The sequence below is a fragment of the Shewanella colwelliana genome, from assembly GCF_001735525.1.
Lineage (GTDB): Bacteria > Pseudomonadota > Gammaproteobacteria > Enterobacterales > Shewanellaceae > Shewanella > Shewanella colwelliana.
Window position 1 is genome coordinate 75,850 of the sequence record NZ_MCBT01000041.1, and the last position, 14,316, is coordinate 90,165.

The window sequence follows — 14,316 nt, forward strand, 5'->3', positions numbered from 1 at the left end:
TTTTTAACCGCACATAACCTCGCCCGGTTAATGACATTTATAACGAGATGATTGGGTCAGGATTACCATCTTGGTCATTACCCGCCACGCCGCTTGTTGATGGCGTACCATTGCTCAGCATTAGCACCGCACAGGCCGCTGGGGCGGCCATTGATGTGCCGGACATCGTCGTTGTGCCACCGCCGCGCTTGAGGGAGAGAATACTAACCCCTGGTGCAGCATAGTCCACTGGAGGGTTACCAAAGTTGGACCAGCTCGGCATATTATCGCTGCTGTTTACTGCCGAGATGGTAAACACGTTGCTGCCATTGGCTCTCGCTGGTGAGTGGTTATTGGCATTGTCACCATCGTTTCCCGCAGCGAGTACGAAAAAAGCCCCCGATTTCAGTGCCGCCGCTTTAACCGCATCATCTAGCACTGTACTGACCCCTCCACCTAGGCTCATGTTGGCGCAATCGCCAGCTTGGGCGTTGGCCCCCACATGATCTACGCCAGCAATGACACCTGAGGTGGAGCCAGAACCGCGGGAGTCGAGCACTTTTACTGGCACAACTGTGGCACCGGCCGCAACGCCGACGACATCTATGGTATTATTTTTGGCTGCTATAGTGCCAGCAACATGAGTGCCATGACCATGACCGTCATTGAAACTACGGTTACGCTTGTCACTGAATGCCGAAAAACCTCTGCTTTGATCCACATTAAGGTCTTTGTGACTGAGATCTATGCCAGTATCGATTACCCAAGCTGTGCTGCCAGAACCATCCAGTGGTCCGCCGACCCGTGTCACACTCCAAGGGGTTGATTGCGCAACAGAGTCGTTGCCTCCTCGATTGGGCTTACCTCTGCTAACGCTGATAATGCTGTCCGGGGTAAGACTCGCCACATCATTGTCTTGGCCAAATGCCTTGCTTGCTGCCGCGCAGGGCATGGTAATAGTAAAGCCCTTAATACTGTTTATATACAGATGTTTAAGGCTGGCACTTTTACCAGAAAGTTGGTTCGCTTTGGTCAGCTTTTTATGGGCAATACCTTGTACAGTGCCACTATCTGTATTGTCTTTTAGGCGCACGATACAGCGGTTGTGTACCCCATTTAATTCACTCTCACCACCATAGGTCGCGGGTGTTTCATTAGCCAATAGACTACTACTAAGCAAGGTTAAGGTGATAGCCGAAGCGAGTTGCGTCTTTTTCATAGTAACCTCTAAGGGGAATTATTAAATAAGCGTGTAGTAAAGTATAGCGCCTGACAAAAGCGCTGCCATTGAGTAGTAATCATTCTTAATAGGGTGCCGTGCTTGGTTAACCTTTATCGGTAAAATCTGATAAACTTTTGCCTCCTTTAGTCTTGTGTCAATGTGTAGGCTTTTTAATGTCTTTTTCTCAATTTCCGCTTGCTGAGCCGTTACTCGAAGCGATTAAGTTGCTTGGGTTTAGTCAGGCGACAGAAATTCAGCAGTTAGCGATTCCTGCTATTTTAGCCAATCAGGATATATTGGCATCGGCACAGACGGGGACCGGCAAAACCGCAGGTTTTGGCTTACCTATCTTGCAATGCTTACTTGATGACGAGAAACGGTTAAACGAATCAGCCTCGTTAGCACCAGTGAGGGCGCTGATACTGGTGCCAACCCGAGAACTGGCATTACAAGTACATGCAGCGATTGTTAGCTATGGCCAGCTGACCTCACTCACGGCGGGGATTGTGTATGGTGGCGTCAGCATTGAGGCGCAGCAAGCTAAGTTAAGCCAAGGCGTCGATCTGCTGGTGGCGACACCTGGGCGTTTACTCGACCACTTACGACGTGGATCGTTGTCCTTAGGGCATCTAAAGCATTTAGTGTTTGACGAAGCGGATCGCATGTTAGACATGGGCTTTAAAGATGAGATCCAAGCGGTTGTGGCGCAATTGCCAACCAAGCGCCAAACTATGCTGTTTTCAGCCACCCTTGATGAATCAGTGTTAGCGTTGAGTAGCACGCTGCTGAACGCGCCTAAGCGTCTCGAGGTTGGTCAAACTAATAGTGCTAGCCAAGATATAGAGCAACGTGTCTATGCGGTGGATAGTGACAAAAAATTTGCGCTTCTTAGTCATCTCATTGTTACAGGAAATTGGCAACAAGTGTTGGTTTTTAGTCGCAAAAAGGTGGCGGCTGATAAGTTAGCGGAGCGTTTAAGCGCAAGTGGCATAAGTGCCAATGCATTCCACGGTGACCTATCTCAAGGAAATCGCGAGGCGGTCTTGAATGGTTTTAAGCAGGGGGAGATTAGCGTACTGGTTGCAACCGATGTGGCAGCACGAGGTATCGACATTAACTCACTCAGCTATGTGGTGAACTATGAGTTACCATTTGTTGCTGAAGATTATGTGCACCGTATCGGTCGCACTGGGCGTGCAGGTAATAAAGGTGTCGCGGTGACCCTATTTTGTGAAGAGGATGCGCTGCTGTTAGAGGAGGTTGAAATCTTGCTTGATAAACGTTTACCTCAGCAGTGGCTCCCGGGCTTTGAGCCTGACTTAACCAAGATGTCTCTCTCAGGAAAAAACAGCCAATCGGCACAAAAGCGCCGTGCTAAGCAACGCGGTCGCAGAGGTAAGCGTTAGGCCTAAATTAGTCCGGTGTTAACGATGTTCTGCTGTAGCAGAGCATCTGCCCTTTGAATGAAGAGGACATATCGCTGGCCGGCATGATTTTGTGCTGCAGATGACTGTAGCCTAGTGCGCACATCTTCTTACTAAACTGCGCATGATTGCCTCGACCCGGGTCGATGAGTATGACCTCACCATCGGGCTTGGTATGACGGTGAATGAATTGGGATAGCAACTCTATATGTTCGCGTTCATAGAGCAGGTCTGCACCAATGATGAGGTCGAATTGCCCTAGACCGTCGTTTAAATTGTTCCAGTCTGTGCGCAAAAATGGAATGTCGCTTCCCTGATTTAACCGTACATTTTCAATTAAAAAATTGCCCGCTTCCGGGTGATAATCGGTGGCGGTAATATCGGCCTCTCGACTGTTAAGCAGTAAGCTGGCCACAGCCATACCACAACCCACCTCAAGAATGCGCTTTCCTGCGATATCAAATGCCACCATTTCGTGCGCTAAAGCACGACCTGAATCCCAGATCACACCAAACAGTGACCATTGTGCAGAGGAGATTCCAAGTGCATTGGCTTCGCCTAGAGGATCGGCAAATTCTTGCCTATCTCTTAGGCTGCGAACATGAATATCGGTATCAGGAAACTCGAGGGTTTGATAGCGAAGGCGTACGGGGGACATAGGTAACTCCTTGCGAAAAACGCAACAAGCCTAGATCGATATCGATTCGCTACGTGGAAGGGTTACCACTATAGGCTTTTGCTACCGGGGTTACCAATGAAATCAGTCAGTGCTCCTTTTCAACCTCTGGTTGCATAAAAAAGCGCCGCTAGATTCGGCGCTTTTTTTTCGGGGTCATTAACGCTAGTTGGTGTGTGCCAGTGCCTCACAATCAGCTGTCACCCATGACTGAGTGAGGCTGGCTAGGGCACTATAAAAGTGGCCACTGTCTGCTGCCTTAACCTTATCGCTAAATTTAGCCAGCCAACTGTTGAGATATTGGCTGATAAACTTGAGCTGGGTTGCATCATCGCTAATACCGCATTGGTGCGCAACATAGGCTAAGATCACCGCGATATGATCTGCAGGCTCAGGGAACGCCGATTGCACTTGCAATTGACTTTGCTGTAGGTAATTGAGCATCTGTTGATGCTGTTCACCAAATAGCAGTACTTCATCAGCGTTATCGTTTGCTTGGTGCGTGTACAGGCTAGCGTAAGGGCTAGCGCTGTGTTTAGTGCCGACTAAGAATAGTCCGCAGTAATCAGCGGCCAACTCGAGTAATGCCTTGTCAGTGTTAAGTTTATTGAGCACAGACGTTAGCGTGGTGACATCGTCAGCAAATTTAGGTTCGCTGGCCAATTGAGTGAAGAAAGCTTGTGCTTGTGGGCTAGTCAACTCGTGCAGTAGCTGATGATCTAGCTCCTTAGCAAACAGTGACGAAAGCAGCTTGTAAACCATGCTTCTTGCTTGATTCATGGCTGTGTCATATGAGTGCTTATCATTCATCTATTTCTCTCCTGTGGCCACTCAATGGGCCGACAACTATTAAATTTGTGTGTCGATTGGACCGCTAAATGCGCTGACCAGTGGCACTTTACCCTGATATTTTTCAAAATCGACCAGGCAAGTGTAAGCCGAACAAGCTTGTGCAAGCTTGGAGGTACCAATATCTTGAGTCAAGGTATTTGGATCCCCATAGCTACAGAGTGCGCCTAACTCGTTACCGCCTTGTTTGCTGCCATCTTTGCCTACCGGACCGTACCAAGCGCCTTCGTGAATGCGAATCACGCCTTGTGGGAAGCGGTTGGATACCACTGCACCCGCTAGCAGTTGACCTCGATCGTTGAATACTCGTACTAGGTCACCATCTTTGATACCACGAACTTTGGCATCAACAGGGTTTAAGTACACAGGTTCACGGCCTTGAACCGTATAGGTTTCACGGTAGTCTTGTGACTCACACATCTGTGAGTGCAGGCGGTGGTCGGGGTGACACGATTGCATCCATATTGGGTGCTTGTCAGACCCAGGTCCACCATGGCTGCGTTCAGTCTTTTCAATCCAAGTTGGATGACCTGGGCAGTCATCATAATCAAACTGCGCTATCTTACGGCTAAAGATCTCAATTAACCCCGATGGCGTGCCAAGTGGATTGATCTCTGGGTCATTCCTAAAATCTGCATGACGAGTCCATGGTTTACCTTCACCAAAGTGAACATAACCTTGCTGCCAGAAGGTATCGAAATCTGGCATCTCAAATTTGCCTGCATTATCAGACTTACAGTCGTTATACAGCTTCTTGAGCCAATCAAATTCGGTCATTCCGCGAGTATAGGCTTTCTCTTTGCCCATGATGGCAGCAAAACGCGTGAATATCTCAAAGTCAGATAAGCTTTCATACAGCGGCTCAACCATCTTTTGCATTGCTAAAATTCCGCGATTGGCGTAGCTGCCATAAACATCAATATCGTTACGCTCAAAGGTGGTACACGCTGGAAGCACGATATCTGAGAAGCGACAGGTTGCTGTCCAGTTCACATCAATAGTGACGACACACTCCAGCTTTTGGAAAGCCTGTTTCATCTTGTTTCTATCTTGATGATGGTTCCACGGATTGTTACCGGAAAACACCATCATCTTAATATCAGGGTAAGTGACTTTTGAGCCATTGGCATCGATAGTTTTGCCTGGTTCTAAAATAGCGTCTATCCAGCGGGCAACTGGAATGGTGCTGCTGGCGCCTTTAAAGTCATTACTATCAAATAGTGGCTTTTGGCCTTCATCTAAGTTGCGTGGGAACGCACCAGGCGCTGCGGCACCGGATGAAGGAACACCAATACTTGAGTAGTGGTGGCCATAACTAATACCGCCGCCAGGTAAACCGATTTGGCCAATCATGGTTGCAAGGACTGCAGCCATCCAATAGGGTTGCTCACCATGTTGTTGACGCTGAATACACCAGCCCATCATTATTTGTGTGCGACCTTTGGTCATCACTTTAGCCAAGTCTCGAATGATCTCAACACTAACACCAGTGATCTGGCTCGCCCACTCAGGGGTTTTCACCACCCCATCGGACTCACCCATCAGGTAAGGTAAGAATCGATCAAACCCTAGGCTATAGCCGTCAATGAATTTCAGATCATGCAGCTGCTTAGTGACCATCTCATGGGCGATACCTAGCATTAGGGCCACATCTGTCTGTGGATTAACGTATAGTTGCTCGCAACCTAAGTACTTTTGCGTTTTAGTCACCACAGGGTCGATACTGATCACACGGATTTTACCCTGCTTTACCTTCTCTTTAAGTTGTGCAAGATATTCGTATGATTCGTGGGTTTCGGCGTTCCAACCCACTTGCAGGTTTTTGTACGGATCGTTAGACCACAAAATGATGGTGTTAGACTCTTCAAGAATTAACGGCCATGAGGTCCCTTGGGCATAAACTTCAGTTGACCCCAGAACGTAAGGCAAGATGGTTTGTCCTGCACCAGTTGAGTAGTCACCAATTTTCTTGACGAAATTGCCATGCATCCCCACTGCGCGTTGCATATGACTGGTGCTGGAATGCAATTGACCAGTAGCTCGCCAGCCAGTTTGGCCCGCGTGAAGTCCCGAAGGACCATATTTCGTTTGCACTTCATCAAGTGAATCTTTAAACAGCGATAGGGCTTTATCCCAAGTCACACGTACAAAGCGAAAGTCACCACGTTGACTAGTATCACTCTTATGACCATTAAGCAGGAAGTCTAGGCGCACCATAGGGTAACGCACTCTTGACGGGTTGTAGACGAGGCCTTTAACGCCGTTGATCATGTCGGTTGGATACTTGTCTAAGTCAAACGGGACAACCTGATCGATCATGCCGTTTTTACGCTTCATTTTGAAGGCACCGAAATGTGAACCAGTCGTGAGCCAGCCATCATTATTCTTTGCACCAGCGGCCGCAAGGGCATTAAGTGGTGCTAATACCGACGCACCGCTAAGGGTCACATAAGAGGTGGCGACAAGGCCTTTTAAAAATTCTCTTCTGTTCATGGTTATCTCCTTTTAGTGCGCTGACTTATCGAAAGTCGATGAGTGTTCTTGTAAGTACTTTTGTACTAACGCCTGGGTGTCTTGGTCCATATTGACGAATGCGATCATGCCTTGGAACATACCTGGCCAAGAGTTGGCGTCAAAATGTGCTTCAGCGGGTTGAGTGTGGCAAACACTGCAGCTGCTTGAGTAGGTTTCACGTGCATAGTCCCAAAGTGGCTGAAGGTCTTTGACAAGATAGTCTTTGTCGGTCCAGATTTTCGCTTCAACCCGTTGCCATTTTAGACCTGTCATGGGATCTTCTTTCTCTTCAAAAACTTCCATCACTCCCTCTTCCAGGGCTGCATCTTTTGATAGTTGCGCGGAGAGTATATTCAGACCGAAATCGAAATAGATAACTCGTCCAGCACCAATTTTTTTACGCCACCCATCAATTCCCACTTTGACACGATTCCCTTTGGTTTCTAGCACTGTAACCTTAGTGGCAATATTGAGGGTTCCCGCCTCAACATCGGTTTTCTCATTGAAGTAAAGTGGCTTAGTGAGGGCGGTAAAGTAGCTGTCGCCCACCTGCAGCGTACTTTCGCCTGAGCCAACTTGCGCAATAAGTTCTGGTGCGCGAGAGGTACCCATGTCTGGCAGTTTGTGCGCGATACCTTTGTGGCAATCGATACAGCTTTGATCTAGCTCGGCAGCACGTTTCATCTGCTTTTGCGCAAGCTTTGACATCTCATCCCACTTCATAGAGTCATAGTCATGGCAATTTTTGCACGCCAATGAGTTGTCACGATCGAAACGCTTCCACTCTCTGCTGGCCATCTCTAAACGTTTGTTTTCAAACTTTTCATCTGTGTTGACACTTTGCAGTAGCCAGCCCCAGACATCGTGAGAGGCTTCCATTTTGCGGCCAATTTTACGACTCCACTCATGGGGAACGTGGCAGTCTGGGCAGGTGGCTCGTACGCCAGAATGATTTGACCAGTGCACAGTTTGCTGGAGTTCTTGATAGGGTTTGCTCTCCATGCTGTGACAGCTAATGCAGAACTCTTCTGTGTTGGTTAATTCAAGGGCAGTGTTGAATCCACCCCAGAAAATAATCCCCATCAAAAAGGCCGAGAGGCTAATTGTGCCTAAGGTAAGGTATTTGGCTGGTTGGTTGAGTGTGCGCCAAATGTTGATAAACCATTTCATAACAGCATCCTTAAAAAGATTCGCTAGTGTATTGAGTTAGGGTTAGTGGGCGACAACGCCACCGAATGCTTGAATCATCCAAATAACAAAGCCGTAAACACTGATGCCTGTGACCGTTAGAATGGGAAATAGGAGAAAGATGATAAAACCGAGAGCTTTGAACTCCTTGGATTTCACCTTGGTGGATGTATCAGCTCGATTTAGTTGTGTCATGACTCACTCTCTTAAGTTGATCTTATGTCTATGACGCTTATATTAGGGGATGGTTGTGAATGGCAGTGTGGCCTGCAATGAATGAACCTTGATAACTTATGAAAGAATATGAATACTTTATATCTAGGCCATGACTTACTCGTTTGGTAGCCTTATAACAGTCTGATTTTATGTGCTTTAGTTTGTTGTTGATGGTTGGGGGAACGGTGTGGGGATTGGTCGCAGGTAATGATATTTACCTTGTTATGGGTGATGAATAAAAAGTTCGACAGTTTTGGTACTTTGCTCTAGTTTATCAAGTTTGCTTTGCTGTAGAATTCGCGCCCAACCAAGGCTGTGTTATGGGTAAGTATTTGCTTACCCCCATAAGTGTGTTGCTAAAGCACTCACTTGCAGGTCACGTTAGGTACATCAAAAAGTACTCAGTGGATCTCTCACCCGCTCTTTTGAGTGGGGCTCTAACTTGCCATAGCCTTCCAAATTAAGAGATCAAAAAAGGTAATAAATAATGAAGTCTGAACAGGCGCTCGATACCCCCGTTGTACCTACCCAATCCCTACTGGATAACTATTTCTCAATTTCTGCTCGAGGCAGCACGCTAAAGCGGGAGATGATTGCGGGCTTTACTACGTTTTTAGCCATGGTGTATTCAGTGATCGTTGTACCCAATATGCTTGGTACCGCAGGCTTTGACCCTGCAGCCGTATTTATCGCAACCTGTTTAATTGCGTCATTCGGTTCGTTAATGATGGGGTTGTGGGCCAATTTACCTATGGCCATCGGATGCGCGATTTCACTGACGGCCTTTACCGCATTTAGTATGGTGTTAGGCCAAGGGATCTCCATACCCGTTACTTTAGGGGCGATCTTTTTAATGGGGATTGTGTTTACCTTAGTGAGCGTTACGGGCGTGCGTCAGTGGGTACTGACCAACTTGCCAAAAGGTATTGCCCATGGAACTGGTATCGGTATTGGTTTATTTCTACTATTGATTGCTACCAATAGCGTCCAACTCATTGTCGCCAATGATGCAGGCTTGCCAGTGAAGCTCGGTGACATTCATAGCCTACCTGTTTTGGCCACGATTATTGGACTCGCAGCGACCATAGGTCTTGAGCGTCGTGGTGTGCCTGGCGGCATTTTGTTGGTTATTATCGCGCTGTCGCTATTTGGTTTAGCCTTCGACCCGAGTGTAACCTATCAAGGACTATTTGCCTTGCCTGATCTGCTGTCGGAGCAATCGCTGATTGGTCAGCTAGACATAATGGGAGCACTGAACCCTGTGGTATTACCGATTGTGTTGGCGTTGGTGATGACGGCAATTTTTGACGCAACGGGGACGATTCGTGCTGTCGCTGGGCAAGCTGAACTACTTGACGAAAAAGATAACATTGTCGGAGGCGGCAAGGCATTAACCTCTGATTCCGTTAGTAGTATTTTCGCTGGAGTCGTCGGTGGGGCACCTGCGGCGGTTTATATTGAGTCTGCAGCAGGTACCGCAGCTGGTGGTAAGACTGGACTGACAGCCACCATTGTCGGTGTGCTGTTTTTACTGATGATGTTTTTAGCACCGCTGAGCTACTTAGTGCCTGCTTACGCTACGGCGCCAGCTTTGATGTATGTTGGTTTATTAATGCTTAGCAATGTTACTAAACTCGACTTCAATGACAAAGTGGATGCCATGGCAGGGCTGACGTGTGCGGTATTTATTATATTAAGCTGCAACATTGTTACAGGTATCATGCTTGGCTTTGTGACCCTAGTGATAGGTCGGTTATGCAGTGGCGAATGGCGTTCGCTAAAACCTGGCGTATTAGCCATTACATTAGGTTTAGTGGTGTTTTATCTCGGTGGTTGGGCTATTTAACCTGAGTTGAGGTTGGCTTATTGCCTCGCTGGAGGCGGATCGCTTGATTCGCCTTTGCAATATTAATAGCTAAGATTGGCTAAACGCGCGCAGGAGATCTTTCCAAGTAATGATACCTACAATGGTGCCATTATCTAACACTGGCAAGCAGCCTATCTCATGCTGCAACATCAGCTGACTGGCTTGTTTAATATTTTTACGTGGCGATATGGTCACAGGATCTCGACTCATCACTTGGTGTGCACGGCGCTGTAAGGTCTCGTTATCTCTTTCTGTTTCGTTTATCGCACCAATGTTAGGGCTTAAGGTGCGCAGATAGTCACGCTCAGAGAGTACGCCTTGCAACTTACTCTCTTCTATCACCAATAGGTGGTGAAAAGGGGCGGCATCAAAAATCTCTTTGACCACAGTTAGCCGATCATCCATATCTATGGTTACCACACGGGTACTCATTATCTCTGCAATCAATATTGTCATAGACGCCTCCTTGTTAATCTATTTATAACAGACAATTAGGCGTTCAACAAACGTATAATGTCGTAGTACTTAACCTTGTTAATTAGTGTCAGCTAAAGTTTGGTGGGTAAAAAAGTGACGAGCATAAATGACTTAATCGGTCCGGAAATGGGGGAGAAGGGCAAGGCCATGGTCCCATATTCCAGCGAAAGCGTTATATGGGCTGAAAATCGTATCAGTGCTAAAGGCTAATTTTCGACTAACAAGTTGTTGGGAAGCTTAATAATAAAGGTGCTGCCTTGACCGGGTGTTGATTCAATACGTATGCTGCCGCTTAATACTTGGGTGACGATGTTAAAGACGATATTCATCCCTAATCCACTACCGCCTTTACCACGTTTGGTGGTAAAGAAGGGTTGAAACACTTGTGACTGCACCGATTCATCCATACCACAACCATCATCTTTATAGGTCATGGTGATCCCATCATCGTCTCTTTCCACCACGAGTGACAAAAGGCCAGAACGCTCATCAGGGTATGCGTGTGCCACTGAATTGTTGAATAAATTGCTGATAATTTGATAGAAGGCGCCAGGGGTACTTCTGATGATCAGTTGTTCTGGGCATTGGTACTGATAGGTGTGGGGCGTACGAGATAACATTGGGTTGAGTGAGATAAATATCTCCTCTAAGTAGGCATTCAGGTCAAACTCACGAATATCTTCGTGTGACTGATCCACTGACACCTTTTTGAAGCTGGCGATAAGCCTTGACGCACGTTCTAGATTGGACAGCATTAGCTTACAACATTCTGCTACCTCATTTTGATATTGCTCAAAATCTTCATGGGATACTTCGCCTTGAGCGTAACGTTGATTGAAAATATTAACACTCTCTTGCAGGTGGGAAGTGGCGGTTACGCTTATGCCAATGGGCGTGTTGACTTCATGGGTAATACTAGCGACTAAGCCTCCTAACGCTGCCATTTTTTCTTTGTCGAGCAGCTCCCCTTGGGTGTGTTTCAGCTCATCCAGAGTATGTTTGAGCTCATCGTTACGTTGTTGTAACTCTTGGGTTCTGGCGGTGACTCTTGTTTCAAGATCTTGATTAAGCTCTCTAAGTTGATGCTCAGTTTCCTTCTGCTGTTGGATATTTTTGATGGTACCGGCAATGCGTATTCCTTGGCCCCTGCTATCGCGTTCAACAATTTGACCTCTATTAAGCACCCAAATCCAATCGCCATGAAGATCTAGCGCGCGATAAGTGATAGAGAACTTGTCTTGTTTATCGTTGATACAACTATTGGCGACGGCTGAAACGGTGGGGAGATCCTCGGGGTGGACGCTTGCTATCATAGTTTGTGTGAGCTCAGTCTCTTTATCTGGATATTTTAAAAAGACATTAGCTCTAGTCGCAACCGAACTCGTAATATCCCAGTCCCAAAATTCGTCACCACTTCCCCACAAGGCTAGCTGCAAACGTTGCTCACTTTGAGCTATCTCTTTTAGTAATTTACTCTGCCGTTGGTACTGCCACCATTTGCGATAGAAGAGAAAACTGATGATGATTAATGCCAATGAAAAGTACAGAGCATAGGCCCAAGACGAACGCCAAGGCGCGGGAGTAATGCTTACCGCAAGTTGCGCAATGGCACTGCTATTTTGGTTGATATCAATGGCGCGAACCTGGAAAATATATTGCCCTGGCGGTAGGCCTGTAAAATAGGTTTTTTGTTCCTCTGATGACCGCAGCCAAGTGTCATTGAGTCCTATCATCCGATATTCATAAATAAGTCGTTTTGCTTTATGTAGGTTAGGACTGTGATAGTGCAGTGAAAAGATATCCTCTTCATGAGACAGCTGTAATGAGAAATGGCTACTGTCATTGGCGTCATTGGGCAGTAATTTGTGCTGGTTGAGAACACGCACCTCATTAATGATAGGTTTGCCCGGTGGCTGACGTTTAGGCAGTTGTGAAGGATTGAAATGGTTAAAGCCATTTATGCCGCCTAAGTATATGGTGTTGTTAGGCCCAAGCGTTGCGGCATTAAAATTAAACTCGTTGTCCTGCAAGCCATCAATATCGGTATAGTTCGTCGTCTTTAATGTGTCAGGGTTGAGGTGTGTCAGACCTTTGGTTGTACCAATCCACAATTGCTGCGCATGGTCAGCAAATAGCAAGTAGATGGTGTTATCCACCAAGCCATCTTTATCGGTAAAAAGCTGGCTACTTTTGGTGCTCACATCAAAACGCAGCAGCCCTTCATTACTGGCTATCCACAACTGATTGTCTGTCCCTGTGACTACCGAAAATAGGTGCTCTTTGGGCAGAGGGGTTGGCGAGTCGAGATTGAAGTGTGTGATCTCTCCAGATGATGTCATCTTAATGAGGCCATCTGTAAAAGAGGTTAACCAATAGTTGTCTTGCTCATCTTGTGTCATCGCTGTGATGGCGTTTGTGGGCAGTTGTGTTGGCGTTGTGGTTTTATTTATCGTCTTAAACCCTTGTTGTACATTGATATAGCGAGCAATACCATTATCTTTTGTGGTGACCCAAGGCGTTTGTTGGTTATCAAAAAACAGTGAATAGAGGTAGTTACTGGGTAAGCTGTTATCGCTACTGTCTGCCAAATAGTGGATATAGCTTTTGCGGTTGCTGGCGTAGATAAATAGCCCATCACCGCGAGTACCAATCCATATTTGGCCTTGCTGATCAATTTGGATGAAACTAATGAAGCTTTGTGCCAAACGACTGTTTAGCGGATCAAAGAGCTCAAAGCCTGAGTCGCTACCCTGTAAATATTCGGGTGCAATATAAACCCCCGTCGCCGTGCCTACCCAAAGATTATTTTTTTTATCATGCACTATTGCGCGTACATCCATGTTACCTAGGTTTTTATTATTAAAGCTAAAGCCATGAATGTGTCCGAAATATTGTGCATCTAAAAAGGTTTTACTTAATCCGCCTCCCTGACTACCTATCCAAAGCTGCTGCTCATCATCTATCCATAATGCGGTAATGACGGGGCTATTTATACTATATCGATTTTCACTGGCTGAATTAAAGCGGTGTAGTCGTCTGTTGCTAAAAGAGAAACGTGCTAAACCGTGAGCTCGAAAGCCTATCCATAGAGTGCCGAATTTATCTCTTTTGAGTGTCGAGATAGCTTTGTTCTTCAGTGATGCTTCGGTTTCTATAGCGGTCAACGATTCATTGTCTATGTCTAACAGATAGAGCCCTTGTTGTTCTGTTGCGACCCACAGAGTATTACTACTACCTTGTTCTATTGCGCTGATCTGTTGCAGCCCCTTGCCCCAAGGGGTGATATGTAGTTTGTCATGTTTAAGTTCAATACTCGCTAGGCCTGACTCAGTTCCGAGCCATAAACGATTGTATTTGTCGTTAAATAGTACATTGATTTCCTCGCTTGGCAGTACTGTATGGCTGTTTTTTGTCAGGTGCCTCAGTATGGTACGAGTTGATGGGGAGAAGTAGATTAAGCCGTTATGTTTGGTTGCTACCCATAAATTAGCTTGGTCATCTTGATGAATATCTATGATGTCATCGGGTAATGGACTGTTTTTACTATTAAAGGATTCGAATATTTCTGTTTCTGGGTGATATAGGTTTAGCCCATCATTACGCATGATCAGCCACAACTGCTTACCAAAATGTAGCTTCTTAATGTGTTTAACTGATGGGCCATATTGATCGTTGGTGGTATCGAATATCGTAAAGTGTTTACCATCAAAGCGATTTAAACCTGCTTGAGTGGCTATCCAGAGATTACCGCGGTTATCACTGACAACATCATTAATAGTGTTCATTGACAAGCCATCTTTGGCTCCGTAAGAGTCAAATTGTGGCTGATAGGTATAAGCGATGCAGTAGCAACTCACTAAATAGCATAGCGAGAAAATCAGAACTCTCATTAAAGACGCCAATT

At 46.3% G+C, this 14,316-nt stretch carries 10 protein-coding genes; 2 read left to right on the top strand and 8 right to left on the bottom strand.

Annotated elements, in window-relative coordinates; genetic code table 11:
* Window positions 1-37 precede the first annotated feature (37 nt).
* Complete coding sequence (locus BEL05_RS12715) at window positions 38-1,198, bottom strand: S8 family serine peptidase (protein ID WP_069671375.1); 1,161 nt, start codon at window positions 1,196-1,198, stop codon at window positions 38-40.
* 176 nt (window positions 1,199-1,374) lie between these two features.
* Between BEL05_RS12715 and BEL05_RS12720 the strand changes: the two genes are divergently transcribed.
* On the top strand, window positions 1,375-2,607 hold the full coding sequence (locus tag BEL05_RS12720) for a DEAD/DEAH box helicase (protein ID WP_069671376.1): 1,233 nt from the start codon (window positions 1,375-1,377) through the stop codon (window positions 2,605-2,607).
* 7 nt (window positions 2,608-2,614) lie between these two features.
* On the opposite strand, the gene BEL05_RS12725 is transcribed toward BEL05_RS12720, so the two are convergent.
* The 5 genes from BEL05_RS12725 to torE all read right to left on the bottom strand — a co-directional run bounded on the left by BEL05_RS12725 (window position 2,615) and on the right by torE (window position 8,047).
* Complete coding sequence (locus BEL05_RS12725) at window positions 2,615-3,283, bottom strand: class I SAM-dependent methyltransferase (RefSeq protein WP_028763276.1); 669 nt, start codon at window positions 3,281-3,283, stop codon at window positions 2,615-2,617.
* A gap of 183 nt (window positions 3,284-3,466) precedes the next feature.
* Window positions 3,467-4,111, bottom strand: a complete 645-nt coding sequence (torD, locus tag BEL05_RS12730; RefSeq protein ID WP_028763277.1) for a molecular chaperone TorD — start codon at window positions 4,109-4,111, stop codon at window positions 3,467-3,469.
* 39 nt (window positions 4,112-4,150) lie between these two features.
* Complete coding sequence (torA, locus tag BEL05_RS12735; RefSeq protein WP_069671377.1) at window positions 4,151-6,643, bottom strand: trimethylamine-N-oxide reductase TorA; 2,493 nt, start codon at window positions 6,641-6,643, stop codon at window positions 4,151-4,153.
* 12 nt (window positions 6,644-6,655) lie between these two features.
* A complete protein-coding gene (gene torC / locus BEL05_RS12740; protein WP_069671378.1) occupies window positions 6,656-7,834 on the bottom strand; it encodes a pentaheme c-type cytochrome TorC in 1,179 nt (392 codons plus the stop codon).
* A 42-nt stretch (window positions 7,835-7,876) separates the two neighbouring features.
* A complete protein-coding gene (torE, locus tag BEL05_RS12745; protein ID WP_028763280.1) occupies window positions 7,877-8,047 on the bottom strand; it encodes a trimethylamine N-oxide reductase system protein TorE in 171 nt (56 codons plus the stop codon).
* A 508-nt stretch (window positions 8,048-8,555) separates the two neighbouring features.
* Here torE and BEL05_RS12750 point away from each other — a divergent pair.
* A complete protein-coding gene (locus BEL05_RS12750) occupies window positions 8,556-9,914 on the top strand; it encodes an NCS2 family permease (protein WP_028763281.1) in 1,359 nt (452 codons plus the stop codon).
* A 69-nt stretch (window positions 9,915-9,983) separates the two neighbouring features.
* On the opposite strand, the gene BEL05_RS12755 is transcribed toward BEL05_RS12750, so the two are convergent.
* Together BEL05_RS12755 and BEL05_RS12760 are read right to left on the bottom strand one after the other, a co-directional pair.
* Window positions 9,984-10,391, bottom strand: coding sequence for a CBS domain-containing protein (locus BEL05_RS12755; RefSeq protein ID WP_028763282.1), 408 nt, complete (start codon window positions 10,389-10,391; stop codon window positions 9,984-9,986).
* 227 nt (window positions 10,392-10,618) lie between these two features.
* Entirely contained in the window at window positions 10,619-14,302 is a 3,684-nt protein-coding gene (locus BEL05_RS12760) for a two-component regulator propeller domain-containing protein (RefSeq protein ID WP_069671379.1), read from the bottom strand.
* Between the last annotated feature and the right edge of the window lie 14 nt (window positions 14,303-14,316).